The sequence below is a fragment of the Spirosoma soli genome (assembly GCF_042684525.1).
GTDB lineage: Bacteria > Bacteroidota > Bacteroidia > Cytophagales > Spirosomataceae > Spirosoma > Spirosoma soli.
In genome coordinates, this window is the sequence record NZ_JBHULN010000005.1 from 377,188 (window position 1) to 402,559 (window position 25,372).

Here is a 25,372-nt window from a genome sequence, read left to right on the forward strand (position 1 = left end):
TTCACTCAGCTTCTAATCAGTAGGAAACTTCAATCAGCACATTTATGAACCCTGCAAATACGCATCAAACCCCTCAACCTTGGTGGCTATCCTACCTGAGAGCGGGGTTGTTTATTCTCGCTGGAGTAATACTTTTTCTATGGAGTAAATCCTCACTCGCATTAGTTCTAATACTTGGCCTGTGTCTGGTTTTATCGGGCTTGTCAGCAATTCGTTTTTGGCAGATCAGTCGAACCAACACCTGGTTTTTAGTGAACGGAATTCTGGACACCTTAATTGGTTTAGCTTTCCTGGTATATCACACCACCCCCTTCGATGACATTTCCCTTTTTTTAGGAGCCTGGGGCGTTTTAGTTGGTACTCTCAGCCTTGTCGAGACGATGTTTTTGTTTCTGGGATTTCAATCGTCCAGCCGAGCGGCCAACGATTTAACGCTTGGCGTTCTTAGCTTTTTAACGCTATTACTAGGCGGTGCCATAGCCTATCTTGTGATTGGACAACCTCTGGATGCGAGCTCGTATCGTTATGCCGGTTTAGCTATCGTTGCGATGGGTATCCTTCTAGTGTTTAACACCCGCCGATTGCAGCGGGACGCGGAAAACTATGGTCAGGACTCCAATTCAGCTTAGACGAGAGTCATCCCAGTTTAGCCATCCGTGATTTTCCGGCATCCATCACGGATTACTACGCGTTTTGCAAAAGCCGGGAATTCGCGCTAAAAGCCTGACAAACTGTGAAGGAAATTTGTGCCACCAAAAACAACTCAAACCCTCTACGTATTTGTCATGGAAAAAGCATTCTGGTTCAACTCTTGGGAGTTAGAAGGACACTACACCAGTTTTCACCGTAAAGACATCCACCCGTACATTCTCAAGCACTTGCCTCCTTTCGAGCTGGAAGGAAAGTCGGTGTTCGTTCCTCTCTGCGGTAAAACGCTTGATATGCTCTATTTCAGCCACTTCGCGCAGCGGGTAGTAGGCGTTGAGTTTGTGGAGAAGGCCGTCATTCAATTCTTTGAAGAAAATAAATTAACCTATACCCAACGGGGCAGGCGTTTTGAGTCGGGTAACATCACCATTTTGTGCTGCGACTTCTTTACGTTGACACCTGAAGATATCGGCTCGATAGACATTGTTTACGACCGGGCCTCATTAGTGGCGTTGCCTTATCCCATGCGTATGCGTTACCTGCAAACGTTGGAGCGGCTAACGCCTGTAGGTGCGCTTACATTCCTGAACACGCTGGAATACGCGCCAACGATGCCGACGCCCCCGTTTAGCATCACACCCGACGAAGTAAGCAACTACTTTCCGAACTACGTGATCGACCATATAGAAAGCCCGTCGTTACCTAATCATGGCATGGTGCGGAAATTCAACCTGGAGTTTCTGATTGAGCACGGCTTCATTATGCGAAAGTTGTACGACTCACCAATGCACGTTGATGCGGAAGAGCTGGTACAGGCATTCTAATTGCCGACCTACTCAGGTCATATTCAAACACAGAGGAAACAGAGTTGGGCACAGAAATTATAGAGTGTATAGTCTCTGTGCCCAACTCTGTTTCCTCTGTGTTTAGAAAATACTTACTTCCACTGGGTAACGTCGATCACGTTTGGGCAGAAATCATATTCTTCGGGAACGTTTGAGCCGATGAGTAAAAGTTGATTCTCGTCCAATTGCCGGACCTGCTCATGGTACCAGGCCGCGCCTTGCCGGTCGAGGTTGGAGGTGGGCTCGTCGAGAATAACGATCGGCGCGTTGGCAAAGAAGGCCAGCCCGAGCTTAACCCGCTGCTTCATACCCGACGAAAAGTATTTGATTTCCTTATGCCGGGCGTGGGTTAACAGCAATCGGTCGGCAACATCGGCAGTCGTCAATCCTGCCTTAAATGGCTTAAACGTCTGGTGAAAGGTAAGCAACTCATCCAGGGTGAGTTCTTCAACTAACTCAAGATAGGGCGCGGCAATACTAATGTGTCGAAACCAATCGTCTGGCTCTAGTAGGCTACCATTAAATACGTAACTAAGTTTTCCTTCGGTCGTTAGCAAACTACCCGCCAGTAGTTGCAGCAGAGTTGATTTTCCACTGCCATTAGGTCCCACGAAGGTATAACTCGTTCCAGCATTGAGGGTCAGGTCCACCCGCCGAAAAATCCATTCCTTTCGGTACTTTTTGCCTAATTGCTCGGCGGTGATGGTCAGCATTGTACTCAAAATAAGCTTACTCTCTATCGCCGTTGGATGATGGTCCCTTCATAATGCCGCGCTCAGAAGCACGAATGAAGTTCACAATCTCGTCGCGTTCGTCGGAGGGTGGTAATTCGAGCTCGATCTGCGTCAGCGCATCGGCGTTGTTCAGGCCCCGCATGTACACGTAGCGGTAGATTTCCTGAATCTGGTTAATCTTGTCACTATCATACCCGCGCCGACGAAGTCCAATGGAGTTGATACCCGTGTAGGACAGCGGCTCACGAGCGGCTTTTGTAAAAGGTGGTACGTCTTTGCGCACCAGCGATCCACCTGAAATCATGGCATGCGCGCCAATTTTCACCCACTGGTGTACTGAGCTCGAACCACCAATAATGGCCCAGTCGCCCATATGGACGTGCCCAGCCATTTGTACGTTGTTGATAATAATGCAATGATTACCGATGCGGCAGTCGTGTGCAATGTGCGCATAGGCCATAACAAGACAGTCGCTACCTATCTCGGTTTTCCAATGCTCTTCGGTGCCCCGGCTGATGGTTGCGTATTCCCGAATGGTCGTATTGTCGCCGATAAACGTCCGTGTATACTCATTCTTGAACTTCAAATCCTGGGGCGTCGATGAAATAACAGCACCGGGGTATATTTTGACGTTACGTCCGATCCGGGCACCTTCATTGATGACGGCATGGGAACCTATCCATGTCCCCTCAGCGACTTCAACGTCTTTGTGGATGATGGCAAACGGCTCAATCACCACGTTCTGCGCAATTTTTGCTTCGGGGTGAATATAGGCTAATGGTTGAATCATTACTTTCTTGTCATTGATGGTCATTTGCCGTCATTAATGGTCACGTGTTGCACGAATGAATGACAACCGAATGACAAGAAATGACACTAAATGACTATTTTTTCTTAACCAGACTGGCAATCATATCGGCCTCGCACACCAACTGATTACCGACATAACCCCGGCCCTGCATCTTAACGATGCCCCGTTTCATGGGTGATGTAAATTCACATTTAAAGATTACGGTATCGCCGGGTAGTACGTTGCGCCGAAATCGGCAATTCTCGATACCGACCAGAAACGGCCAGTAATTTTCTGGATCAGGCACCGTACTAAGCACCAGAATACCACCCGTTTGGGCCATCGCTTCCAGCTGCATAACGCCTGGCATAACCGGATTGCCCGGAAAGTGCCCCGGAAAGAAAGGCTCGTTCATAGTCACGTTTTTAATACCGACCACGCTATTTTCATCCAGCGCAATGATTTTGTCAATCATCTGGAATGGATAACGGTGCGGTAATAAATTCGCAATCTGATTAACGTCGAGTACGGGCGGCTGCTTCGGATCGTACTGTGGCACCTGGTTAGCCGCGTTTTTCTGGATTAGTTTCTTGATTTTTTTGGCAAACGCTACGTTAGCGGCATGGCCCGGCCGGGCGGCTAAGATTTGCGCCTTAATGGGTCGGCCAATCAGCGCCAGATCACCCACTACGTCCAGCAGCTTATGGCGCGCCATTTCGTTAGGGTAATGTAGCTGAATGTTATTTAAGATGCCCTCCTGCTTGTTAACGCTTACTTTTGGCTTGTGCAACAGGTCCGCTAAATAATCGAGTTCGCCATCGTTGACCTCCCGGTCCACAATAACGATTGCATTTGTCAGATCGCCCCCTTTAATCAGGTTCTGTTTGAACAATGCTTCGAGCTCGTGCAGAAACACGAACGTACGGCAATTGGCAATCTGTTCAGGAAATTGACTGATGTCGTTCAGGTAGGCGTGCTGGCTGCTGATTACCCGCGAATTATAGTCGACCATCACCGTCAGGCGATAATCATTCAGCGGCAGGGCTGCTAACTCAATGTCTTTCTCCGCATTGCGATAGTGAACGTATTCACTAACCTCGAAATAGTTGCGGGTGGCATTCTGTTCCTCAATTCCTGCGTCGCGCAAAGCGTCGATAAACTGAATCGACGAACCATCCATAATCGGAGGTTCTGGTCCATCCAACTGAATCAGAATATTATCTAATTGCAAACCAACCAGCGCAGCCAACGTGTGCTCAACGGTGTGAATCCGCGCGCCACTTTGCTCAATGGTCGTTCCACGCGATAAGTCTACTACGTTGTCGACGTCAGCGTCGACAACGGGTTGGCCAGGCAGGTCAATACGCTGAAATTTATAGCCGTGGTTCGTTGGTGCAGGCAAGAACGTCATCGTTGCCGAGACGCCCGTATGCAAACCTACTCCCGATACTGAGACGGCTTTTTGAATCGTCTGTTGTTTCGTATTCATTCGATTTCACCGGGTCGCCGGCGCGATTTACAGTGTACGATTCACAATTTCTCTGCTGGTCAGCCAAAAACTGTAAACCGAAGGCTGTAACCTATTTTTCTGTTTTCTTCTCCAGGTCAAAAACGCGACGTTCCAAATCGGGTAGCCGCCTGAAAATGGCCAACGAACGCATACTTTCTTTCAAGCCAAAAGCGGGCGAGCTGTTAATGGCTGTCCCCTCTTCAGTGACATTCTTTCCAACTCCCGACTGCGCGCCGACTTTAGTACCATTGGCAATTGACAGGTGACCAGAAAAGCCTACCTGACCGGCAATCACGCAGTTTTCACCAATTTTGGTTGAGCCCGAAATACCGGTCTGCGCAGCGATAACTGTATTTCTTCCGATTTCGACGTTATGGGCAATTTGAATGAGGTTGTCCAGTTTTACGCCCTGCCGGATGATGGTTGACCCCATTGTGGCACAGTCGATCGTAGTACTGGCTCCTACATTTACGTAATCTTCCAGGATTACGTTGCCAAGCTGCGGAATTGTTTTGTAGGTGCCATCGGGCTGCGGAGCAAAGCCAAAGCCTTCGCTACCGATCACCGCGTTCGGATGGATAACGCAATGCTGACCAATAATACAGTTGTCCAGAATCCGTACCCCGGCATGAACAATTGTATTATCACCGATCGAAACATTATTACCGATATAGGCATGGCCATAGATTTTCACATTCCGGCCCACCTTGCAGTTCCGGCCGACGTAAGAAAACGCCCCTCGATATATCTGTTCACCAAACTGGCTTCCTTCTCCCACAAAGGAAGGCTGCTCTACGCCGACGCGGGCATAACTTAACTGCTTGTGGTATTCCTCTAATAAGCGGGTAAAAGCTGAGTAGGAATTTTCCACAAATATTAAGGCAGACGATACTGGCTTTTTAGGCTGAAATGAACGATCAACAATCACCGCCGACGCCTGAGTCGTGTACAGATGCGGTTCATATTTAAGGTTCGACAGGAATGAAATATCGCCTGGTTGCCCTTCTTCTATTTTGGCTAATTTAGTGATTGCCAGTGAATCGTTCCCGGCTACTTCACCCCCCAGCAGTGTGGCAATCTGCTTGACTGTAAACTCCATATACGTATGACGGCCGTCGCAAAACGCTCGGGATTGACGAGCGATTGGGCCGCTAAGGTAGCTAACAAATTGCACTTTTCGGATAAAACCGCCGGAAATAGTCAGTAAGTTGATGTGTAAGGAGGCAAGTAGATAGACTACAGTAGATGAATAACCGCTCCGTTGACTCTTCGTTTTAACTGATCGACTTGCTCTGTATATTTAATTCTTTGGCCCAGCAGACGTAATACCGACGCACAATGTTAGTGAGTACCTGAATGTTCGACAAGTCCGACGCGTCGGCTATATCAATGACTTTGCCGGATTTAAGCTTGATGTTAATCCGCTCTTCCGAAGGCAAATAAGCGGCATTGGTGGCCTGCCCCTCTACCAGAAAATAAGACAACACCTCGTCGGAGAGTCCGGTCCGGCGTAACTGATCTTCGAGTTCGTTCAGCAGTTGCCCCGCGAAGGGCTCGGTAGACAACATGATTTTGAATAACTTCCGGTCGAGCAACTTTTGGCAGAGGGTCGACAGTACGGCATCATCGTGCCATGCCCACTGCTTGATGCATGACCAGACGTCGTAATCGTCTAGTTGGGTAAAGGCGTTCAGATACATCTGATTAGCCCGAAAATCGGCCAGTCGAACGCTTTCCTGTAAAAACAACATAAACGTCTCTGGTGCAAACACCGGCTCCCGGTGTGCCGTATCACCCTGCCGGACCAGGAACCGCGCCCGACGTAGAATTTGAATGAGCATCGACTCGCAGCAGATCGACGTTTTGTGCAGGTACACTTGCCAATACATGAGCCGTCGGGCGTTTAAGAAGTTTTCGACACTGAGTACGCCTTTGGCTTCGACCACCAGCTGATCGTCGACCAGATCGAGCATTTTGATGATCCGTTCGGCCCCGATGGCTCCCTCGGCAACACCGGTGTAGTAGCCATCGCGGTTAAGGTAGTCCATCCGGTCCATATCGAGCTGGCTGGAAATAAGCTGATGAAAGAACGGGCGCTCGTAGGTTCCCTCAAACATTTGGATGGCCGTTGTCAATCGGCCACCGAACTGCTGGTTCAGGTCGTGCATCAACAATAGCGATATTTCTTCGTGCGGCACATCGTCCAGCAAACAGCACTCCAACACGTGCGAAAACGGGCCGTGCCCAATGTCGTGCAGTAAGATGGCGACCTGCGCAGCCTCGCACTCATCGTCGGACAGGTGGTGGCCTTTGCTACGTAGCGTATGGGTGGCTTGCCCCATTAAGTGCATAGCGCCCAGCGCGTGGTGAAAGCGGGTGTGCAACGCACCCGGATACACGTACTCTGACAAACCTAGTTGTTTGATCCGCCGAAGTCGTTGAAAATACGGATGTTCGACCAGATCAAATACCAGATCGGAGGGAATCGTAATGAACCCGTAGACCGGATCATTAAGAATTTTTTTCTTGTTGGGGGCTGGCATTGAGCAAAGTTACCGGACTAGATGCAGAACGAAACAGCTTGTATAACCAAAAAATCATGTATCGGCCTGCAATCCTGTCTAAAAATTTGTAAATTTGCACAGCTAATCAGAGAAATCTAGTAGCGATGGGCTTGTAACTCAGTTGGTTAGAGTGCCTGACTCATAATCAGTAAGTCCCAGGTTCGAGTCCTGGCTGGCCCACCAGATCATATAAAAACCTCGTCTACAGCGCTGTAGACGAGGTTTTTGTTTTTACTGTTTCTCGCTACTCTTTACCTTTCTGTAGGTGGGCGATCGAAATGGCCCGCCTACAGAACAGCTAGCTTCATCAACTCATCCTAGCATGGGTAACTAACCACTTTACCAGGCGGCTTCGTCGACATCGTCAACGGTTTGCATCTGATGCGCCAACCAGGCTGGTACAATCTGCACGGGCGTAGTCAGAACCCACTCCTGTGAACCTCTGGACTTCCGGCTAAAGCGTAGCTGAAGCGCCTGGTAGCCAATGGTAGATATACCCTGGGCGGTTCGCGGATCAATAGGTGGATCAACCAGAATGGCCATAACGTCTAAATACATGTGGGGGGCTAATCGGTGGGCAGCCGCCTGGGCCTTGTCAAACTGGTACTGGGTAAGCCAAAGTGTTTTCATACGAAGAAGCTCCCTAATGGGTGCTATGCTTTCACACTAGGCAATTCTCGTGCCGACACTTACTTTACATGGCTAAATTCTTGACGACATTGACCAACAATTGCGGGAATCCTTCAATACACAAAACCTATAATGTAGCTTCCAAATTCACTTTAAAGTACAAACCCGTGGCTTGGGCGGTTTTCCAACACCTCATAAATTAAGCATGAGCTGACCACGTTCGGCCTGATCTGGCGCTTGTAGGGTTGATAACGAAACACCCAGCAACCGAACCTCTTTCTGTAAGGGTAGCAGCGACGTCAGAAGCTCGATGGTGATACGTTCCAATGCAGCTTTATTACCGATGACACCCAGCAAAGTTTTACTGCGAGTAATTTGCTGAAAGTCTGCGTACTTCACTTTTAGGGTAACAGTGCGCCCCATAATGCTGGTCCGTTCGCAATAGGACCAGACGTCATCAATAAGGGGTTGCAGGCCCGCCACCAACGCTGACTCGTCCATTAAATCTTGTTCAAATGTGTTTTCTGAACCCACCGATTTTCGTACTCGATTGGCCGTTACGGGCCGCTCGTCAATAGCCCTGGCGATGGAGTAGTAATGGTGACCTACTTTACCAAAGTGTTGGGTCAGAAACGCTTCACTCTGCTGGCGGAGGTCTAACCCGGTGAATATACCCAACTCGTTCATCTTATGGGCCGTTACCCGACCAACGCCGTGGAACTGGCCTACATCCAGTTGCTCAACAAAGGCCAGCCCCTGGTTTGGCTTGATTACATACAGGCCATCGGGTTTGCGGTAGTCTGAAGCGAGCTTGGCCAGAAATTTGTTATACGAAACCCCCGCCGAAGCGGTTAATTGGGTCTCGAGTTTAATACGTTCTTTAATCGCCTGCGCGATTTCAGTAGCGGTTACCCCCTGAGTAGTTATAGCTGTTACGTCCAGATACGCTTCGTCCAGTGAAAGTGGCTCTATCAGGTCGGTGTACTCGGCGAAGATGCTACGTATCTGCTGGGAGACCGTTTTGTAGACCTCAAAGCGTGGTTTAACAAAGATCAGGTCGGGGCATTTCCGAATGGCCACCGACGAGGCCATGGCTGAGCGTACCCCAAACGTACGGGCTTCGTAGCTGGCAGCAGCCACCACACCTCGCTGACGAGATCCACCGACCGCTACCGGCTTGCCTCGTAGCTCTGGATTGTCACGTTGCTCAACGGAGGCATAAAAGGCGTCCATGTCAACGTGAATGATTTTTCTGGGTTGTTTAGTGTCCACACAGGAGCGCCTTTACTATACAGGTACAATACATATAACAAAACTATATTATATTGAGCGCATAGCAAAAGGTAGACTGCTATTTAGTAATGAACGTAGTAACAGAATAAGGCTGACTAGCTTCCAAAACTTACGACATTATATTACACAGGATATTGCCATTCGCCCCGGTAGGCTCGGCTCAGCAGTTTGTTGGCTTCAGGGTCGTTCAGAATTTTATCCCCGTCCCAGTCAACGCTCCGCCCCAGCTTCATCGATAGCATGCCCAACAACGCCATGTTAGTCGACCGGTAGCCGATTTCGATGTCGCTGACGGGTGTTTTATTGGTCTTGATGCAATCGAGAAAATTAGCCCAAAGTTGAGCAATGTTCTGATCATCGGGTTTGTTAAGCTGGGCATCCTGATGAATGACGGGCTTTTTAGAATCGGCAGGATAAAAGGTCCAGCCGTCGAGCCAACCCATGTGGAACGTCCCTTCCGTACCGTAGAAGTACACACCAACCGCCTGGTTAGGCATGGTCTTCTCGGCGTTGTTTCCGGCAAATTGGCGGTGCTCCCAAACCACCGTGAAATCTTCAAACTCATAGGTCGCTACCTGATGATCCGGGGCATCCGTATTGTCTTGCTTGATGGCCCGTCCGCCGGTCGAGTACACTTTACGAGGATACTTCTCGTCGGTCCACCACAAGATCTGGTCGAGCCAGTGAATGCCCCAATCGCCAAGCGTGCCGTTGGCGTAGTTAAGAAACCCGCGAAATCCTTTGGGATGAATCATTGGATTGTACGGCTGGAGTGGAGCCGGACCGCACCACATATTCCAATCCAGTTCTTTAGGCGCTTCGGCATCGGGAACAGCTTTGCCAGGGCCACCGCCATAGCTAACAAAGGCTCGGGCCATACCAATCTTTCCGGCCTTTCCCGACTTAAGAAACTCCATGCCTGATACGTTATGAGGAGATATGCGTCGGTGCGTACCAACCTGACATATCTTACCCGTTTGTCGGGCCGTCTTCACCATCGCTTTTCCTTCATTGATGGTGTGGCTGATGGGTTTCTCTACGTAGACATGAGCCCCGGCCTGCATAGCGGCTATAGCGATGAGCGGATGCCAGTGGTCGGGGGTAGCCACAATCACGATTTCGGGCTTCTCGGCCGCCAGCATCTCGCGGTAATCTTTATAGAGCTTGGGTTTGTCGGACGTCAGCTTGCTTACTTCATCGCTGGCGGTTTTGAGTTGACGACTATCAACATCGCATAGCGCGACGACCTTCGATTCGCCCGCCTGCACGGCGCAACGCAAGATGTTGGTGCCCCACCAGCCCGAACCGACCAGGGCCGTGCGGTATTTTTGAGCAGGTTTACGAGTAATAAAGGCCCGGGGCACGATTGCCCGAACTTGAAGAGGGTCGGTAATGAGTGTGGCTCCGGCTAAAGCAGAGGTTTTCAGAAAATCGGTACGGTTCATGGAGATAGGTAACGTCAGTCAACGGCTAAAGCGTAAATATGGCTTCGTTTTACCGATTTTATGCTTAGAATTTACCTTGTGAGGCATTATCCCCCGAAGCCAAACAATAGTGGTTTACCCATGAGTGCCTGCACCAGCACAGTCGACACAATGACCCAATACAGTGCTGCGGCTATGATAACCTGACTTGGCTTTCGGGCAACGTAATAGCTGAACAAAGGCAGCAGTTGCAAGGCATGCATGCCTAAAAAATGAGCAACCCGCAAGTCGCCATGTCGAACGCTCCAATTGGTTACGGGTAAACCAGCTCCTCCATCGGGTGCACCAACGGTATGGCTCAACCGCCCACCCATCAGGAACCCTTCAAACGCAAAAATGACAAACAGCACTATACCCAGCCGAATGCCCCATACATACGCCATAGGCGCATCAAAGCGTTTTTGGCTAAAAAAGAGGTAGCCGATGTAAGCTGTCCACATTGTAAAAATGAAGATTACTATTCCCATAGTTTGAAACAGGATAGCATCAACGAGGGATGAGATGTTGAAATGGGAGAGTTTTCCTAATGCCGCTTGATACGTTACGACCGGTAGTTCATACATCATTGCGATAACTACCATCCAGGAGTACACAACTACCGCTCGCTTGCGGTCGAGTAAGTGCGTGAACCAGCCCATCGTCCAGCAAAAGATACCTGTCGACAAGAAAAATTTCATCGGCTTGATGAACGCATTAATCCCCAAAACTTGCACAGTAGTTGTAAGCGACAGTAGGGTACAAACAAAAAAGCTCACAAAGCAAATCCAGCCGAAGTTGTAAAGAATCGCGTTTCGGCTTTTTAGCGTATGCAGGATAACGTTCATCTCGTCAATGGCTCGCTCATGAGCATAGAGCAGAAAGTAATTTATTACCAACGTTTTAACAAGTGTATAACACCCTACTCTACCTTTGCTTTGCCTAACACGCGCAGTAAATTGCCGCCCCAGATCTTAGCAATATCAGCTTCCGAGTAACCTCGTTCGACGAGCGCAGCGGTCAGGTTCTCAATCTGACTTACGTCTTCTAGGCCAATCACGCCACCACCCCCATCAAAGTCGCTGCCGATGCCGACATGATCGATACCCACCAGTTTAACGATGTGGTCAATATGGGCAACAATGTCCGACAGGCTGGCTCGCTCCGACGCATACACTTTCGACACAGAATCACTCTGAGCGGCAATGCGCGTTTCCAGTTCAGGCGTCATCACCTTACCCACCCGAGCCATGCGAATCTTGGTTTTAGCCGTCCGATGCGCATCGGACGGCTTTTTAAGGTAATCGCTCACGAAGTTCACCTGCACAACGCCCCCTTTAGCCGCAATGGCTTTAATCATGTCGTCGGTCATGTTACGCGGGAAATCGCACAAGGCACGACAGTTGGAGTGAGAGGCAATAACGGGTGCTTTGGAAAGCGCCAGCGCATCGTAAAACGTACTGTCGGCCACGTGCGATACGTCGATCAGGATACCGAGCCGGTTCATTTCGGGCACGACTTTTTTACCAAAATCACTCAAACCTCCGTAGATCGGTCCGTCGGGATCAGTGGATGAGTCGCCGATCAAGTTATTTGCAAAGTGCGTGAGCGTAATGTACCGACACCCTAGATCATAGTACGTTTTCAGCAGCGAAAGATCATCCCCAACAGGATAGCCATTCTCCATGCCGATGAAAACCGCCCGCTTACCGGCTTTTTGTATGCGATAGGCATCGTCGGGTGTCGTTGCTAACTCCGCCTGATCGGGATATTTCTTCAACGCTTCGTGAATCAGCCGGAATTGGTTCAGCGCATTCCGTTTGGCTTCGGCATGTCCTTCCGGCGTACGAGGCCCCTGCGAGGTGTAGACCGCAAAAAACATGGCGTCCATGCCACCCTCTTTCATCCTCGGAAAATCGATCTGGGATTGATCCCGCTGCGTATCGTGCGTTTTACCTACATCGAAGCCTTCTTTCTGCATCATGATGGGTGCATCGGCATGGGTGTCGAGCGTCAGAATACGCTGGTGTAGTTTATGTACTTTTTTGGGTGGCACAGGCCCTGCCAGAGCAAGCAGCAGCGGAAGGAGTAGGATCATGCTAATTGGGAGAGTAATCCGGGTTGTATGTATATTAGGTTGAAAACTACGGAAAGCTTGCCCGAAACGCAAGTCTGCAAGCAGCGCGAAACTTTCCAGCCGAACACCCGGTTTGTCAAATAACGAAAGAATAAAAGAGTGAAAGAGCGAAAGAATGGGAAGGCCAGTCATTCTTTTATTATTCCGCTCTTTTATTCTTTCGCTCTTTCACTCTTTCGAAAATGGCCGTCGTACCTTACAAAGATAAAGATACCTCCAAGCGCGAGCAGGTTGCCGAGATGTTCGACAACATTTCGCCTAAATATGACCTGCTCAACCACGTGCTGAGTGGTGGCATTGATATTCTCTGGCGAAAGCGAGCCATTCGCGAACTGCGGTCGTTTGCGCCCAAAACCATCCTCGACATTGCTACCGGTACGGGTGACTTCGCCCTGGAAGCCCTGGCGTTGAAGCCTGAAAAAGTTGTCGGTGTCGACATATCGGAGGGGATGCTGGCCGTTGGTCGGGAGAAAATGAAGAAGCGTGGCGTCGACCATATTATTGACATGCGCTCGGGCGATTCAGAAGGTTTACCGTTCGCAGACAATGAATTCGATGCCGTCATCGTTTCGTTTGGTGTGCGCAACTTCGAGAATTTGCTGAAAGGCTTAACCGACATGTACCGCGTTACGCGCCCCGGTGGTGTGTGCGTTGTGCTGGAATTCTCGAATCCGCGTCAGTTTCCGTTTAAACAACTATACGGTTTTTACTCCCGGACCATCCTGCCGCTCATCGGGCGCGTAGTGAGCAAAGACGCGTCGGCGTATACATACCTGCCCGAATCGGTGCAGGCCTTTCCCGACGGTCCTGACTTCCTGCGAATTTATGAGACGGCTGGATTCACCAACACCAAATGGATACCGCTCACCTTCGGCGTAGCTTCAATTTACATCGGCCAGAAATCAGTAGGCCCACGTTAGACCAACCCGTTACGGGTCGAATCGTTCGTCAGCCTGCGTTGTCCTCCGGGATTCGGTTCGGCATAGCTTTAGTACTGGTAATATTCATTTACGGCCGTGCACAGGCGCAGACCAGCTATAAGTACGTTCGCAAACACCTCGAACGCTACGACGATAAAACCATTCATTACGGTTTCTTTTTTGCCGCGCCCATCACGCGTTTCAGCGTGGGCTATAGCCCGGCGTTTTTGCAGGCCGACTCAGCGTACCGAATCTACTCGCCCAATAAACCCAGCTTCCGGGTCGGATTCGTAATCAACGGGTATTTAAACGACCGCTTCGACCTTCGGTTAACTCCGTCGGTATCGCTGTTTAGCCGCGAAGTAAAATACGATTATCCTGGGGGCATGACCCAAACTCAAGTGCGCGAATCGACCTGGCTAGATTTTCCATTGCTATTGAAATACAAATCGGAGCGACGTAACAACACCCGCATGTATTTACTGGCGGGTGGCGCATTCAGCGTGGAGACAAACGTACGTCGAAAAGAGAATCGGGGGGCAAGTAATCTGAGTACCGGCACTATGGATTTCGCCGTGGAGTACGGTGTAGGCTTTGAGCAGTTCTTCGAGTTTTTCAAGTTTGCCCCTGAACTGCGCTTTTCACACGGCCTGGTCAATCTATACAACCCAGGCACGAATGCAGCCAGCGTTGGCATTAACAAGCTGACGACTCATACGGTAACGCTGTATCTGAACTTCGAGTAAGCCAAGCTACTTTGGTTATCAGGTGCTTGCAAAAAACTTTAGCTTTTTTTGAATAAATGCTTGCAAAACGGCGATTCAGCCTAGTATATTTGCACTCCCAAACGACAACAACGGGGTCGGGCAGGAAAGCAAAAAGGGAGTTTAGCTCAGCTGGTTCAGAGCATCTGCCTTACAAGCAGAGGGTCGGGGGTTCGAATCCCTCAACTCCCACAACTAATAATCAGCCAGTTAGCAGTAATGTTGACTGGCTTTTTTGTTTAAACTGTAATTTAAACAAAGACTAAACACCTTATTGAAAGATATTACTCGCTGTAGTGGTTATTTTGGATTAATTGACCAGTCTATTTTTCTTTTCATCAGCTAGTTATTATCATTTCTCTGAGATACCCCTAACTATTGGAGGAGGTCAACTTTACGCTTGCTAACAACATTTCCCAGACCGCTTTATTCACTTCGATCAAGGGCTTACAGGTATGTGTAGTTACTTCGTCATGGACCGCTTTCAATTGAGCGTCCGTCAGCCAAGTATCACTATCGTCGGTGGTGTTGACCTTACGAACCATGCGCTTGAAAATGCCTTTTAACGTAACCTTACGGAAACTACTGCGGTCGCTCCTGGCGGGGTCGGTGGGTATACCTGATGGCTGGTGACGGTCCAGCCTAAGTCATGCAGTTGACCGATAAATAACCGCAATTCACTTCGTTGTATGCTATTATTCACAATACAATCCTACCAACAATACGTATCTTTGTAGTAATTAAAGAAATATACGTACATGGGCAAAGTAAAGCTGACCCTGACGGTTGATGAACGGGTTGTAGCAAACGCTAAGTTGCTGGCCAAACAGCAACGAAAATCGTTGTCCGAAATGATTGAGCAACTCCTGGCACCGGCAGACACCAGCCTGCCTGAATCCGTTCCAACCACCCCCAGTGCTCTACGCTTACGGGGCATTGCGAAAGGAACGCTGAGTCGAAAAACCGACAAGCAGATTCGGGACATGATGTACAAAGGCCGCTACGGCCTATGATCATTTTTTTGGATACGAATGTGGTGCTCGATTGGTTGCCAGACCGGGAAGATACGTTTGCCGAGGAAGCGACCAGCCTGTTTTTGGCCGCCGAAGAACAACGGCTGACCATTTATATCTCAGCCGGCTCAGTGTATACGGTGGCCTATGTGCTGCACCGTGCCGGAAAACGTGGGCAAAAACTACGCGATGCGTTGCAGAGTTTTCTGAATCTGGTAGAGGTAGCCGGTGCCAGTAAAAATACGTTCATGGCAGCCAATCAACTGCTGACCATCACAGATTTGGAAGATGGCTTTCAGTATCAGACCGCACTGGAAAACCGAGCTATTCAGTATTTTGTGACGGGTAACATCAAAGACTTTCGCTTAGCTGACCAAAGCCAATTACCGGTCGTGACACCCGCCGAAATGATTCCGCACTCCTTAAGTAGCCCTTTGGCAGCCAGTATTTATCTCATTCGGGAGATAGGTTAAATAACTGACAGATTGACGGCTACATCGTTGAGGTGAAAAGCCCAGTCAGAATTACTCCTGTGAAACATCTGTTTTATTCGTGGAACGCCTACGGTTTTGTGCCATCATTAAAAGGTTCCATAGCTCACGAACGCCTAAGTTCCACTTGGGGGCTCATGTAATACCTCCCGTCAAGTTTCTGCTTCGGCATTTTGGAGAGATCGTAATAGCTTGCCGCTAATAGTGGGCTGACTGAAGCTCCAAACAGAACACCCAGGCTAGCCATATGCCCCACCGATTGCGACAAAGGCTAGCCGTGCGTACCGACGCGCTTTTCGCGCTAACCATGTAAGCCATTTCGGCATCAAGCTTCCATCGGTTCCAGTTCTGCTTAAAGAATTGATCCCGGATTGGATCGAGTAGTTTTTTAGCTTTTATTGCAGTGCAGTCTCACCTCTGTTTATAGTTTCCTCTTCGATTAAATTAGAGTTAGGGACAACGTTCACTTCCCGGGCTTTGTACTAAGGTCTCGAAAATTTTTTATTAGCGCGTGGATCTCCGGCATCGATGATTGGAATGCGGAGGCCGGACGTATCAAAAAATAAATTCCTTTTCCAACTGTTTACCGAATTGCAGAATCCTACAAGGGTCAACAATTCCATTCAGTGACTATGAAGAAGGTATTTTTTAGTGTTGCCCTGCTTGGGCTGATGATTGCCTGTGACAACAAAGAAAATGTAACTCCTCAGGCTGATGCTGGGGTGAAGGTAGCTTACCAGAAAAGCGTCCGTTTGGCCGGTACGTCGCTGGACATGAAAGTGGCGGCTGTTACGGATAGCCGTTGCCCTATCAATGCCCGTTGCGTGACTGCTGGCTCGGTTAAGGTTAATTTTGAAGCTAATCAGGATGGTAATGTTCAAGCCGTTGAGCTTGACCTTCCCGCTTATCCTGACAAATCGGTTCGAAAGACGTTTTCGCTGGGTGGTCAATCGTACCAGCTAACATTACAGGAAGTGCTGCCTTATCCAGAAGCCGGTAAACCAATCGAATTAGAAGATTACACGGTTCAGTTCTCGGTGGTAAAACAATAAGAACGCCCTGGGCTTGCCCGAACTACATTTTAGAATGCTTCAATCAATAAAGCCTGGGCCAAATAGACCCAGGCTTTATTGATTGATATGAAAGGCCTTTGTCCGGTTACAGACCGGATAACGCTGTGCCGTAGTCTTAGACTACGGCAAACACAGTATCAACATTCAACGCGCCTTCCGCATTGTCATTTTGTCGTCGAATATTTGCTGCCACTGCCAAATAACTTTGCCCTTTTCGCGCTTCAGGATTAGCAAGGGGTCGTTAACCTTAACTCGGTCGCCTGCGTAAAAAGCGCCGTCGGTGGTAGATCGGTAGTAGACTTTCAACAGGTTGGGCGTACCCGTTGCCTGGCACTCGAGCGTATAAAAGGTTTGAATGCCCTGCGCATGAATGCTGCATAGGTTCATGCCCCGGTATTTGTCTTTAATGGTAATCGTGTAATCAACGCCATCGCGGGTCCCTCCCGACCATTTTCCCATCCAGCTATCTGTTTGCTGGAAACCAAAAAACAAAGATGCGATTAGACCCAAAACAGCAATGGAAGATAACAGCTTATACATATCGATTCGTGAATGAATGAGTTTGTCGATCTGGGAAAACAATACATCAGAAGTGCCGGGCCCCGCTCCAAACGATGCCCACAAAAACGGCTTCGATTAGCCAGACATACAATGTATTACGGTTTACGACCCGCCGGATAACAAAATCGAGTCCGCCAGCAAAGACAGTAAGCGGAATACCGAAAATGAATTGCAGCTCGTTATTCTGCCGCCCCATATGCACAAGCCCATCACCGATCATATACACCCCCGCTACTGCAAGCAGCACAAGTGGCGTTACATAGTCAAATACCTTCAGTACGTTCATAGGCGATCCGTAGTAGTGAAATAAACGACTCGTTAAGTCAACGTTTACACCCAGTAGGTATATTGTGAGGGTTAACGCATAAGAAGCTCATCAAGGGTCGTATTTCCTATTGTACGGATCGGTTGAGAGTTGGCTGAGGCTTCTATTCGATAGATGGGCGTTTCGGCAGAGCGAGAAGCAACAATGAGTTTTGTGCCCTCGATGTGCGGAGCGAACAAGGTCTGGGCCACCTGAGGGCAGTTATTCTCTTTCGACAAGTGCGACAGCAGAACGTGGCTCATAAACGCCGGTCTGTGCGTCCTGAACAGCTCCAGCGCCTGCTGGTTCGATAAGTGCCCTTTTCCACCACGAATTCGCTGCTTCAGGTAAAACGGATACTTTCCGTGCTCCAGCAGATCCTCGTCATAGTTCGCTTCCAGGAAAGCAGCATGGCACTGGCTGAAGTGACGTATCACGTGTTCACAGGGCGCCCCTATATCGGTAAACACGCCGACGTTCGTGTCATGGCAAGAAACGATAAAGCTATGCGGGTCGGACGCATCATGTAATTTTGGGAAAGCCGTGATACAGAGATCGCCAATCCAAACGGGTTCATAGCCCCGCAAGTGCCGAATTGGAAACGCCTGTTCGGGTAGCCGGGCATGCCGTAGCGTATGACGCGTAATGAAAACCGGCAACTGATATTTACTAGCCAGTCGGACAATCCCCCGAATGTGGTCAGAATGTTCGTGCGAAATGAAGATGGCTTTCACGGTATCGAGCGACAACCCGAGTCGCTGCATGCGCGCTTCTGTTTGTCGGCAGGAGATACCGGCATCAATCAAAACGGCTTCGGTCTCATTGCCAACGTAGTAGCAGTTGCCATTACTGCCAGAATTCAGAGAGGTAATAAAGAGGGGCATATAACTACAAAGTAACGCTTTTTTGGGGTTCATCGCCACTTCTATTTCACCATTAAGCAGGTAAATCACGGCCTTAAAACGTTAACTTATTCCCTATGCTGAACCGACACAAGACCTATACGTACTAATCCGCTGTACATGATTAAATCACATTATCATTAAGCCGGAGCCTTCCCCAACTAAGGACTTACAAGCGAATAGCATCTAACGATCACACACGTAACATCATTCCGAATTAACATCATTTTCCAAATAATTATTTTTGTATTATTAATAATATCAGAATATAATTTTTAATATAGAGAAAGAAGATTATAAATTAGAATAGTGATCTCTCATCAGAAGCTACTTCGTTTGGGCAAGTCATGTTTTTGCAGAATTTGCTGACAGCTCTGTTTTCATTCATTTAATCCACGTGCATCTCAAACATCATTTAAAAGTACAATTCACATTCTTACTTCAAAACTGGCTAACCGTGAAAGATTTCTCTACGACATGTGTGCTGGTCATGGCTATGCTGATTAGCGTGGCTGGCTATGCACAAGACCTAACATTGAAAGGGCGCGTGACGTCAAAGTCAGACGGTACTGGGCTACCAGGGGCAAACGTTCTCATTAAAGGCACCGACAAGGGAAGCACCACTAATGCCAACGGTGAGTTTTCGTTAATTAGTCCGCCCAACGCTACGTTGATTATTTCTTTCATTGGTTATAAGCCGCTAGAAATACCGGTCGGTGCAAAGTCATCGATTGATATTTCGCTCGAAGAAGATGCGTCTAACCTCAATGAAGTGGTCGTTACGGCCTTAGGCATCACCCGCGAGAAGAAAGCCTTAGGATATGCGGTACAGGAAGTAGCGGGTAAGCAGTTGACCCAGGCCCGTGAGACCAATTTAGTGAATGCCTTGTCGGGCCGCATTGCCGGGGTGCAGGTCACCAATTCAAACGGCGCACCAGGGGCCTCATCCCGGATGCTGATTCGCGGAGCCAGTTCCATTGGCAGCAATAACCAACCTTTGTTCGTAGTAGATGGCGTACCCATTGATAACGGCAACTACGGCTCGGGAACGGGCGTGGACTACGGCAACGGAGCCGCTTCGCTAAACCCAGATGATATTGAGTCGATGAGCGTACTGAAAGGACCGAGCGCAGCCGCTTTATACGGCTCGCGGGGCGCTAATGGCGTTGTGCTTATCACGTTAAAAAGCGGCAAAGGCACACGGGGCATTGGGGTGTCGGTTAACTCAAACACCGCCTTCGACAGCCCCTTTCGACAGCCCGAGTGGCAGAACGAATACGGCCAGGGAGCCAAAGGATTGTTTTCGTACGTCGACGGCCGGGGTGGTGGCGTGAACGATGGCGTCGACGAAAGCTGGGGGCCTAAACTTGATGGCCGTCTGATTCCACAGTTCAATTCGCCCATTGGCCCCGACGGCAAGCGAACGGCAACGCCCTGGATAGCTCATCCTGATAATGTCAACGAATTTTTCCAGACCGGCCGGACCTTAACGAATAACGTTTCGGTGACGGGCGCCAGCGACAAAGGCGATTTCCGGCTCTCGTTTACCGACCTGAACCAAACGGGTATCTTACCCAATACAGACTACAAACGACGGACGGTGGCGCTGAACGCGGGCTGGAACTTAAGTAAGAAGCTGAGTATTCGGGCAACGGGTAACTACGTAAAAGACGGCAGCCACAACCGCACTAACTGGGGTCTGTATTTCATCTGGTTCGGTAGGCAGGTCGATATGGAGAGTTTGAAAACGTACCAGAAGCCGGGTAGTATTTACCAGAACAACTGGAATGACAACTACTGGACGAATCCGTATTACCAGCTTAACCTCAGTACGCGCGCCAACGAGCGTGACCGGTTGTTTGGCAACTTGTCTGCTACGTATAAGTTCACGGATTGGCTAACGCTGACGGCACGTTCGGGTACGGATTTCTACGAAGATCGGCGCAAAACTAAAAATGCAGCCCGGACAGCGAACCTTTATGACAGCTACAACGAAGAGCAAATCTACGTGCAGGAGTCAAACTCTGACTTTCTGCTAAACGCCACCCATAAATTTGGCGAGTTTGACATCACAGCCAACGTAGGCGGCAACCACCGCCGGAACTACTACCAGCGCAATTACATGTCAGCCGCCGAACTGGCCATTCCCCGCGTCTGGAACATGGGTAACTCACGGTTGCGCCCCGTGGCCGAGAACAGCTATAACGAACGGGTCATTAACAGTGCCTATGCCTCGGCCAACATCGGTTTCCGAAACTACCTGTTCCTGGATCTGACGGCCCGAAACGACTGGTCGAGTACGTTACCCGCAGACAATCGTTCGTACTTCTACCCATCAGCGGCCGTGAGTGCGGTACTGACCGACATGTTCAACATCAGTTCACCAATTCTGTCGTTCGCAAAAATTCGGGGCGGTATTGCCCGTGTTGGTAACGACACCGACCCCTACAACTTACTCCAGACCTACGCCTATGCCAACGCCTGGGGTAGTACGCCGTCGCTAGCCGAAAGCAATGCCATGCTCAACGCCGATCTGAAGCCTGAGTTGACCAACTCCTACGAGATTGGGGCAGAAGTGAAACTGTGGCGCAACCGCGTTGGCCTCGACGTTACATATTACGACAAGCAGTCGTTCAACCAGATTCTGAACGTAAATGTGTCGAACGCAACGGGTTTTGCCTCAAAGCTGCTCAATGCCGGGCGGCTGCAAAACCGGGGCGTTGAAGTGCAGTTAACAGCTTCACCGGTCAAGACGGCCAGTTTTCAATGGGATGTAACGCTTAACTGGGCTCGCAACCAGAACAAGGTGCTTGAATTAGCTCAGGGCCTGGTTACCTATACGCTTAACCCCACAACCAACATTCGGGGCATGGCGGTCGAAGCACGGGTTGGTCAGCCATACGGAACCTTTTTCGGACAAGGCTTCCTGCGCGACCCGTCGGGCAACATCGTCTACGATAATAGCGGTTATCCGCAGATTGATCCGGTACGTCGAATTCTGGGCAATTTTACGCCGAAATGGATTGGGGGCCTGCAGAATACCTTTACCTACAAACGCCTTTCATTGAGCACCCTGATCGACGTGAAGCAAGGGGGTGACATCTTCTCGCAAAGTATTAACATCGGTCGTTACACTGGTGTATTGAAAGAAACGACAGTTGGGCGGGAAGACGGTATCGTTGGACAGGGCGTGGTCAACATCGGCACCGCAGCCGAGCCTAATTACGTGCCCAACACCAAGCGGATTTCATCGGAAGAGTGGCACCACAAATATTATCTACTAACGAACAATGAAGCCACCATTTTCGACGGCAGCTTTGTGAAACTTCGCGAGGTACGCTTAACGTACACCCTGCCGGGCAAGGTGTTTAACCGCCTGCCGTTCCGCGACATTACCATATCAGCGGTTGGCCGAAACCTGGCGTTGCTCCACAGCAATGTCCCTCACATTGACCCAGAGACCAGCTATTATAACGATGGCAATCTGCAAGGTATCGAAAACGGTCAGATTCCAACTACCCGGACCATTGGCTTCAATATCAATTTCAACCTGTAAATCTTAGAGTTGCCAACTAATGTCTCTACAAAACAGGCCAAACGCTTTCGCTTCTATGAAACATATTCTTAACTCGTTCCGACATAAAGCTCTACTAGCCTCTGTGCTGTTAGGCCTATCTGCCTGTACAAATGAGTTTAACGAGATTAACACCAACCCGAATAATCCGACCGTAGCGTCAGCTGATTTGTTTATGCCGCATGGCATTCAAAGTGCCGTTGATGTCTATTGGGGTGGCTCGCTGGGGCAAGATATCGGCAACTTGATTCCGCAGCATTGGGCGCGTATTCAGTACACGGACGTCGATCAATATACAACCTCCAACGACATTGTCAGTAACAGCTGGCGAGACTTGTACATTGAAGCGCTGGCCGATTACCAGCGTATTTACAAGATCGGGCAAGAAACGGGCAACACGAACTACCAGGCCGTGTCCATGATTTTGCGCTCGTGGGTGTTTTCAATACTGACCGATGTATACGGCGACATTCCTTACAAAGATGCCATTCTGGGTCTGGAAGGAACGTTGCAGCCTAAATACGACGCGCAGAAAGATGTGTATGCCGGTATCGTTGCCGAGCTGAAGACGGCCGGTGAAATGATCGACGTTGCCGACAAAACGAAAGTTATTAGTGGCGACATTCTGCTCAGTGGCGACCTGACGAAGTGGAAGAAGTTCGCCAACTCACTCAGCCTGCGTATGCTGAACCGGATGCTGGGCAAAGCCGATGCCCCCATCGACGTGAAAGCTGAAATCAACCGAATCCTGTCCGATCCGACTAAATATCCGGTGTTTACGTCGAACAGCGACAACGTACAGCTGAACTACTTAGCAGCGGCTCCGAACAACAACCCTATCAACGAAAACCGGAAAACCCGCGACGATCACCGGGTGAGCGCTACGTTAGTTAACAAGCTAAAAGCGCTGGGCGACACCCGTCTGACCATTTACGCGAATGCCCCCGCCGATGGTGGCGACTATAAAGGTGTTCCGAACGGATTATCGGCTTCGGATGCGAATGCGCTGGGTTTGTCGAAAACGTCTAAAGTAGGGAATTACTTCGTAGCCGCCACGGCACCAGGAGTTATTATGACCTATGCTGAGCTGCTGCTGATTAAAGCCGAGTTTGCTTACAAAGGCATTACATCGGCGGGGGATGTAGCCACGAATTACACCAACGCCATTACAGCTTCCCATAGCCAGTATGGCCTGACGGTATCACCAGCTTACCTGACAGCCAATGCATTGAAAACAGGAGCTGATGCCTACACGCAGATTATGGAGCAAAAGTGGATAGCTCTGTACGGACAAGGCCTCGAAGCCTGGACGGAGTACCGACGGACAGGCATTCCGGCGCTGACACCACCGGCCTTAAATACAAATGGTGGAGTTATTCCAACTCGTTTGCCCTACCCAGGTTCGGAAGAGTCGCTCAACTACAACAACTTCTCCGAAGCACTGAAACGGCAGGGGGGAGCAAATGACAAAAAGATGAAGCTTTGGTTCGCCAAGTAATTAAGTACAATGTGTAGAGATGCATATTAACGTGCCCCTTTGTAATTCCTTTCAACTAATCGCTCATGAAAAACGCTCTTTACTCCACTCTGCTAACCTGTTTGGCCATGGGTTTTCTGCCAGCCCTGGGGCAGGACGACAAAGCATTACTGAAAAAAGCCCATAAAATTCACGACAAAGCATTTACAGTCGATACACACGCCGACACACCCATGTTGCTGTCGAGGGGTGGCTTCGACGTAACAAAAGATAACGACGCCCGAGCTACTAACAGTAAAGTCGATTACCCACGCATGAAACGCGGAGGTTTAGATGCTATCTTCTGGGCGGTTTACCTGGGACAAGGCCCACGCACGCCCGAAGGCCACGAAACGGCCAAACAGAAGGCGCTGGGTATTTTTGAGGCTGTTAACAAAACGCTTGCAACTACCGCTTCTCAGGCGGAACTGGCCACAACGCCCGAAGACGCGTACCGAATTGGCAAAACAGGCAAACGAGTTATTTTTATCGGCGTCGAAAACGGCTACCCCATGGGGCATGACATTTCCATGCTAAAGAAATTTTATGACCTGGGCGCCCGCTACATGACGCTTTGCCATTCGAGCAACAATGACATCTGTGATTCATCAACTGACCCCAAAGGAGCCGAGTATCAGGGCTTGAGTCCGCTGGGCGAACAGGTAGTTGCCGAAATGAATCGCCTGGGCATGATGATCGACGTATCGCACGTGTCAGACTCAACGTTTTATGATGTCATCCGCTTGTCGAAAGTCCCTATCATTGCGTCGCATTCAGGAGCTAAAGCTATTTGCGATCATCCGCGCAACATCACCGACGACATGCTGCGGGCATTGGCTAAAAACGGAGGTGTCATTCAACTCAATCTTTTGAGTGACTACGTAAAAGCCATTCCGCCTAGCCCGGAACGTGAAGCGGCCATGAAAGCAGTATTTGAGAAGTGGGGCGTTACTGATCGACGGGCACTTATGGGTATCCTGAGCAAGTTACCGGAACAAGACCAACAGAAAGCCCGAGCCGAGTTCATGGACGTAAATAAGAAGTTTCCGGTGCAGCTAGCTACGGTGAAAGACGCCGTTGACCACATCGACCACATTGTGAAAGTTATTGGCATTGATCACGTGGGTATGGGCGCGGACTTTGATGGTGGAGGAGCCCTGGCCGACTGCTTCGACGTAAGTCAGTATGAGAACTTTACCATCGAACTGGTCCGTCGCGGCTATTCTAAAAAGGACATTGAAAAAATCTGGAGCGGCAACTTTTTCCGGGTTATGAAAGCGGCAGAAAAAGGAAAAGCACAGGAGATTGCCAGTAAATAAGGAGCAATATTTGTCAGGCATGGTCAAGTATAGAACTGACTACAACTAACCATGTCTGACAAATATTGACAAAAAACTTACCTTATCCATAGGCAAAAACGCCAAAAGCCACCCTGGTTAGGATGGCTTTTGGCGTTTTTATAATATTGCTCTCTTCCCGTTTGAGAAAAGAAGGTAGATTATAATCAACTAGTACACTCCCGGGCTCATTAGTACGGCTCAGCTCTAGACATCTCTGCCCCTACACCTGCCGCCTATCCACGTGCTCGTCTCGCACAACCCTTTCGTAGATGACTCATCTTGGGGCCAGTTTCGCACTTAGAT

General features: G+C 49.5%; 23 protein-coding genes, 2 tRNA genes and 1 rRNA gene. 12 read left to right on the forward strand and 14 right to left on the reverse strand.

Annotated features, from left to right (window positions below):
* Nucleotides 1-44 precede the first annotated feature (44 nt).
* The gene (locus ACFSUS_RS11115) at nucleotides 45-629 is read left to right on the forward strand and encodes a DUF308 domain-containing protein (protein WP_381522483.1); all 585 of its coding nucleotides are present in this window, start codon (nucleotides 45-47) and stop codon (nucleotides 627-629) included.
* 156 nt (nucleotides 630-785) lie between these two features.
* Nucleotides 786-1,472 carry a class I SAM-dependent methyltransferase gene (locus ACFSUS_RS11120; protein ID WP_381522485.1) on the forward strand — a complete coding sequence of 229 codons (687 nt, stop codon included), beginning with the start codon at nucleotides 786-788 and terminating at the stop codon, nucleotides 1,470-1,472.
* Nucleotides 1,473-1,585: 113 nt separating this feature from the next.
* Here ACFSUS_RS11120 and ACFSUS_RS11125 read toward each other — a convergent pair whose 3' ends face one another.
* From ACFSUS_RS11125 to ACFSUS_RS11145, 5 genes are all read right to left on the reverse strand, one after another.
* Complete coding sequence (locus tag ACFSUS_RS11125) at nucleotides 1,586-2,206, reverse strand: ABC transporter ATP-binding protein (RefSeq protein WP_381522487.1); 621 nt, start codon at nucleotides 2,204-2,206, stop codon at nucleotides 1,586-1,588.
* Nucleotides 2,207-2,222: 16 nt separating this feature from the next.
* Nucleotides 2,223-3,017 carry an acyl-ACP--UDP-N-acetylglucosamine O-acyltransferase gene (gene lpxA, locus ACFSUS_RS11130; RefSeq protein WP_381522489.1) on the reverse strand — a complete coding sequence of 265 codons (795 nt, stop codon included), beginning with the start codon at nucleotides 3,015-3,017 and terminating at the stop codon, nucleotides 2,223-2,225.
* A gap of 94 nt (nucleotides 3,018-3,111) precedes the next feature.
* Complete coding sequence (locus tag ACFSUS_RS11135; protein WP_381522491.1) at nucleotides 3,112-4,506, reverse strand: bifunctional UDP-3-O-[3-hydroxymyristoyl] N-acetylglucosamine deacetylase/3-hydroxyacyl-ACP dehydratase; 1,395 nt, start codon at nucleotides 4,504-4,506, stop codon at nucleotides 3,112-3,114.
* 91 nt (nucleotides 4,507-4,597) lie between these two features.
* The gene (gene lpxD, locus ACFSUS_RS11140) at nucleotides 4,598-5,626 is read right to left on the reverse strand and encodes a UDP-3-O-(3-hydroxymyristoyl)glucosamine N-acyltransferase (protein WP_381522493.1); all 1,029 of its coding nucleotides are present in this window, start codon (nucleotides 5,624-5,626) and stop codon (nucleotides 4,598-4,600) included.
* Between the two features lie 175 nt (nucleotides 5,627-5,801).
* Complete coding sequence (locus tag ACFSUS_RS11145; RefSeq protein WP_381522495.1) at nucleotides 5,802-7,070, reverse strand: HD domain-containing protein; 1,269 nt, start codon at nucleotides 7,068-7,070, stop codon at nucleotides 5,802-5,804.
* A gap of 127 nt (nucleotides 7,071-7,197) precedes the next feature.
* Between ACFSUS_RS11145 and ACFSUS_RS11150 the strand changes: the two genes are divergently transcribed.
* Nucleotides 7,198-7,274 (forward strand) — tRNA-Ile (locus tag ACFSUS_RS11150).
* 156 nt (nucleotides 7,275-7,430) lie between these two features.
* Here the strand turns inward: ACFSUS_RS11150 and ACFSUS_RS11155 are convergent.
* The 5 genes from ACFSUS_RS11155 to ACFSUS_RS11175 all read right to left on the reverse strand — a co-directional run bounded on the left by ACFSUS_RS11155 (nucleotide 7,431) and on the right by ACFSUS_RS11175 (nucleotide 12,572).
* Nucleotides 7,431-7,721, reverse strand: coding sequence for a hypothetical protein (locus ACFSUS_RS11155; protein ID WP_381522497.1), 291 nt, complete (start codon nucleotides 7,719-7,721; stop codon nucleotides 7,431-7,433).
* A 192-nt stretch (nucleotides 7,722-7,913) separates the two neighbouring features.
* Nucleotides 7,914-8,954: a DNA polymerase IV gene (gene dinB, locus ACFSUS_RS11160; protein ID WP_381522538.1), complete on the reverse strand. Its 1,041-nt coding sequence runs from the start codon at nucleotides 8,952-8,954 to the stop codon at nucleotides 7,914-7,916.
* Nucleotides 8,955-9,136: 182 nt separating this feature from the next.
* Nucleotides 9,137-10,459 carry a Gfo/Idh/MocA family protein gene (locus tag ACFSUS_RS11165; protein WP_381522498.1) on the reverse strand — a complete coding sequence of 441 codons (1,323 nt, stop codon included), beginning with the start codon at nucleotides 10,457-10,459 and terminating at the stop codon, nucleotides 9,137-9,139.
* Nucleotides 10,460-10,545: 86 nt separating this feature from the next.
* Nucleotides 10,546-11,373: a hypothetical protein gene (locus ACFSUS_RS11170; RefSeq protein ID WP_381522500.1), complete on the reverse strand. Its 828-nt coding sequence runs from the start codon at nucleotides 11,371-11,373 to the stop codon at nucleotides 10,546-10,548.
* 23 nt (nucleotides 11,374-11,396) lie between these two features.
* Nucleotides 11,397-12,572, reverse strand: a complete 1,176-nt coding sequence (locus ACFSUS_RS11175; protein WP_381522501.1) for a dipeptidase — start codon at nucleotides 12,570-12,572, stop codon at nucleotides 11,397-11,399.
* Between the two features lie 221 nt (nucleotides 12,573-12,793).
* On the opposite strand from ACFSUS_RS11175, the gene ubiE reads away from it, so the two are divergent.
* From ubiE to ACFSUS_RS11205, 6 genes are all read left to right on the forward strand, one after another.
* The gene (gene ubiE, locus ACFSUS_RS11180) at nucleotides 12,794-13,531 is read left to right on the forward strand and encodes a bifunctional demethylmenaquinone methyltransferase/2-methoxy-6-polyprenyl-1,4-benzoquinol methylase UbiE (RefSeq protein ID WP_381522504.1); all 738 of its coding nucleotides are present in this window, start codon (nucleotides 12,794-12,796) and stop codon (nucleotides 13,529-13,531) included.
* Nucleotides 13,465-14,277 carry a type IX secretion/gliding motility protein PorT/SprT gene (porT, locus tag ACFSUS_RS11185; protein WP_381522506.1) on the forward strand — a complete coding sequence of 271 codons (813 nt, stop codon included), beginning with the start codon at nucleotides 13,465-13,467 and terminating at the stop codon, nucleotides 14,275-14,277. The genes ubiE and porT overlap by 67 nt, the downstream gene beginning before the upstream one ends.
* Nucleotides 14,278-14,412: 135 nt before the next feature.
* A tRNA-Val gene (locus ACFSUS_RS11190) sits at nucleotides 14,413-14,487 on the forward strand.
* Between the two features lie 566 nt (nucleotides 14,488-15,053).
* Nucleotides 15,054-15,308 carry a DUF6364 family protein gene (locus ACFSUS_RS11195; RefSeq protein ID WP_381522507.1) on the forward strand — a complete coding sequence of 85 codons (255 nt, stop codon included), beginning with the start codon at nucleotides 15,054-15,056 and terminating at the stop codon, nucleotides 15,306-15,308.
* On the forward strand, nucleotides 15,305-15,781 hold the full coding sequence (locus tag ACFSUS_RS11200; protein ID WP_381522509.1) for a type II toxin-antitoxin system VapC family toxin: 477 nt from the start codon (nucleotides 15,305-15,307) through the stop codon (nucleotides 15,779-15,781). Before ACFSUS_RS11195 ends, ACFSUS_RS11200 begins: the two co-directional genes overlap by 4 nt.
* Nucleotides 15,782-16,431: 650 nt before the next feature.
* On the forward strand, nucleotides 16,432-16,851 hold the full coding sequence (locus tag ACFSUS_RS11205; RefSeq protein WP_381522511.1) for a hypothetical protein: 420 nt from the start codon (nucleotides 16,432-16,434) through the stop codon (nucleotides 16,849-16,851).
* A gap of 165 nt (nucleotides 16,852-17,016) precedes the next feature.
* Here ACFSUS_RS11205 and ACFSUS_RS11210 read toward each other — a convergent pair whose 3' ends face one another.
* The 3 genes from ACFSUS_RS11210 to ACFSUS_RS11220 form a co-directional block, all read right to left on the reverse strand.
* Nucleotides 17,017-17,412, reverse strand: coding sequence for a DUF5991 domain-containing protein (locus ACFSUS_RS11210; RefSeq protein WP_381522512.1), 396 nt, complete (start codon nucleotides 17,410-17,412; stop codon nucleotides 17,017-17,019).
* Between the two features lie 46 nt (nucleotides 17,413-17,458).
* Complete coding sequence (locus ACFSUS_RS11215; protein WP_381522513.1) at nucleotides 17,459-17,719, reverse strand: hypothetical protein; 261 nt, start codon at nucleotides 17,717-17,719, stop codon at nucleotides 17,459-17,461.
* 71 nt (nucleotides 17,720-17,790) lie between these two features.
* Nucleotides 17,791-18,621 (reverse strand): MBL fold metallo-hydrolase, encoded by an 831-nt coding sequence (locus ACFSUS_RS11220; RefSeq protein WP_381522540.1) that lies wholly within the window; start codon nucleotides 18,619-18,621, stop codon nucleotides 17,791-17,793.
* Nucleotides 18,622-19,096: 475 nt separating this feature from the next.
* Here ACFSUS_RS11220 and ACFSUS_RS11225 point away from each other — a divergent pair, with 475 nt between their 5' ends.
* The 3 genes from ACFSUS_RS11225 to ACFSUS_RS11235 all read left to right on the forward strand — a co-directional run bounded on the left by ACFSUS_RS11225 (nucleotide 19,097) and on the right by ACFSUS_RS11235 (nucleotide 25,048).
* Nucleotides 19,097-22,195 (forward strand): SusC/RagA family TonB-linked outer membrane protein, encoded by a 3,099-nt coding sequence (locus ACFSUS_RS11225; RefSeq protein WP_381522515.1) that lies wholly within the window; start codon nucleotides 19,097-19,099, stop codon nucleotides 22,193-22,195.
* Between the two features lie 55 nt (nucleotides 22,196-22,250).
* Complete coding sequence (locus ACFSUS_RS11230; protein WP_381522517.1) at nucleotides 22,251-23,711, forward strand: SusD/RagB family nutrient-binding outer membrane lipoprotein; 1,461 nt, start codon at nucleotides 22,251-22,253, stop codon at nucleotides 23,709-23,711.
* 65 nt (nucleotides 23,712-23,776) lie between these two features.
* Nucleotides 23,777-25,048 (forward strand): dipeptidase, encoded by a 1,272-nt coding sequence (locus ACFSUS_RS11235; protein ID WP_381522519.1) that lies wholly within the window; start codon nucleotides 23,777-23,779, stop codon nucleotides 25,046-25,048.
* Between the two features lie 187 nt (nucleotides 25,049-25,235).
* On the opposite strand, the gene ACFSUS_RS11240 is transcribed toward ACFSUS_RS11235, so the two are convergent.
* Nucleotides 25,236-25,372, reverse strand: a 23S ribosomal RNA gene (locus ACFSUS_RS11240); the annotation flags it as partial.

Excerpts from the sequence above, each read along its gene's own strand:
- ubiE (WP_381522504.1), top strand. The coding sequence starts at position 12,794 with ATGGCCGTCGTACCTTACAAAGATAAAGATACCTCCAAGCGCGAGCAG.
- ACFSUS_RS11220 (WP_381522540.1), bottom strand. The coding sequence starts at position 18,621 with ATGCCCCTCTTTATTACCTCTCTGAATTCTGGCAGTAATGGCAACTGC.
- ACFSUS_RS11175 (WP_381522501.1), bottom strand. The coding sequence starts at position 12,572 with ATGATCCTACTCCTTCCGCTGCTGCTTGCTCTGGCAGGGCCTGTGCCA.
- ACFSUS_RS11155 (WP_381522497.1), bottom strand. The coding sequence starts at position 7,721 with ATGAAAACACTTTGGCTTACCCAGTACCAGTTTGACAAGGCCCAGGCG.
- ACFSUS_RS11230 (WP_381522517.1), top strand. The coding sequence starts at position 22,251 with ATGAAACATATTCTTAACTCGTTCCGACATAAAGCTCTACTAGCCTCT.
- ACFSUS_RS11235 (WP_381522519.1), top strand. The coding sequence starts at position 23,777 with ATGAAAAACGCTCTTTACTCCACTCTGCTAACCTGTTTGGCCATGGGT.
- ACFSUS_RS11125 (WP_381522487.1), bottom strand. The coding sequence starts at position 2,206 with ATGCTGACCATCACCGCCGAGCAATTAGGCAAAAAGTACCGAAAGGAA.
- ACFSUS_RS11205 (WP_381522511.1), top strand. The coding sequence starts at position 16,432 with ATGAAGAAGGTATTTTTTAGTGTTGCCCTGCTTGGGCTGATGATTGCC.
- ACFSUS_RS11200 (WP_381522509.1), top strand. The coding sequence starts at position 15,305 with ATGATCATTTTTTTGGATACGAATGTGGTGCTCGATTGGTTGCCAGAC.
- lpxA (WP_381522489.1), bottom strand. The coding sequence starts at position 3,017 with ATGATTCAACCATTAGCCTATATTCACCCCGAAGCAAAAATTGCGCAG.
- lpxD (WP_381522493.1), bottom strand. The coding sequence starts at position 5,626 with ATGGAGTTTACAGTCAAGCAGATTGCCACACTGCTGGGGGGTGAAGTA.
- ACFSUS_RS11135 (WP_381522491.1), bottom strand. The coding sequence starts at position 4,506 with ATGAATACGAAACAACAGACGATTCAAAAAGCCGTCTCAGTATCGGGA.
- ACFSUS_RS11215 (WP_381522513.1), bottom strand. The coding sequence starts at position 17,719 with ATGAACGTACTGAAGGTATTTGACTATGTAACGCCACTTGTGCTGCTT.
- ACFSUS_RS11165 (WP_381522498.1), bottom strand. The coding sequence starts at position 10,459 with ATGAACCGTACCGATTTTCTGAAAACCTCTGCTTTAGCCGGAGCCACA.
- ACFSUS_RS11120 (WP_381522485.1), top strand. The coding sequence starts at position 786 with ATGGAAAAAGCATTCTGGTTCAACTCTTGGGAGTTAGAAGGACACTAC.
- ACFSUS_RS11145 (WP_381522495.1), bottom strand. The coding sequence starts at position 7,070 with ATGCCAGCCCCCAACAAGAAAAAAATTCTTAATGATCCGGTCTACGGG.
- porT (WP_381522506.1), top strand. The coding sequence starts at position 13,465 with ATGGATACCGCTCACCTTCGGCGTAGCTTCAATTTACATCGGCCAGAA.
- dinB (WP_381522538.1), bottom strand. The coding sequence starts at position 8,954 with ATGGACGCCTTTTATGCCTCCGTTGAGCAACGTGACAATCCAGAGCTA.
- ACFSUS_RS11210 (WP_381522512.1), bottom strand. The coding sequence starts at position 17,412 with ATGTATAAGCTGTTATCTTCCATTGCTGTTTTGGGTCTAATCGCATCT.
- ACFSUS_RS11195 (WP_381522507.1), top strand. The coding sequence starts at position 15,054 with ATGGGCAAAGTAAAGCTGACCCTGACGGTTGATGAACGGGTTGTAGCA.
- ACFSUS_RS11115 (WP_381522483.1), top strand. The coding sequence starts at position 45 with ATGAACCCTGCAAATACGCATCAAACCCCTCAACCTTGGTGGCTATCC.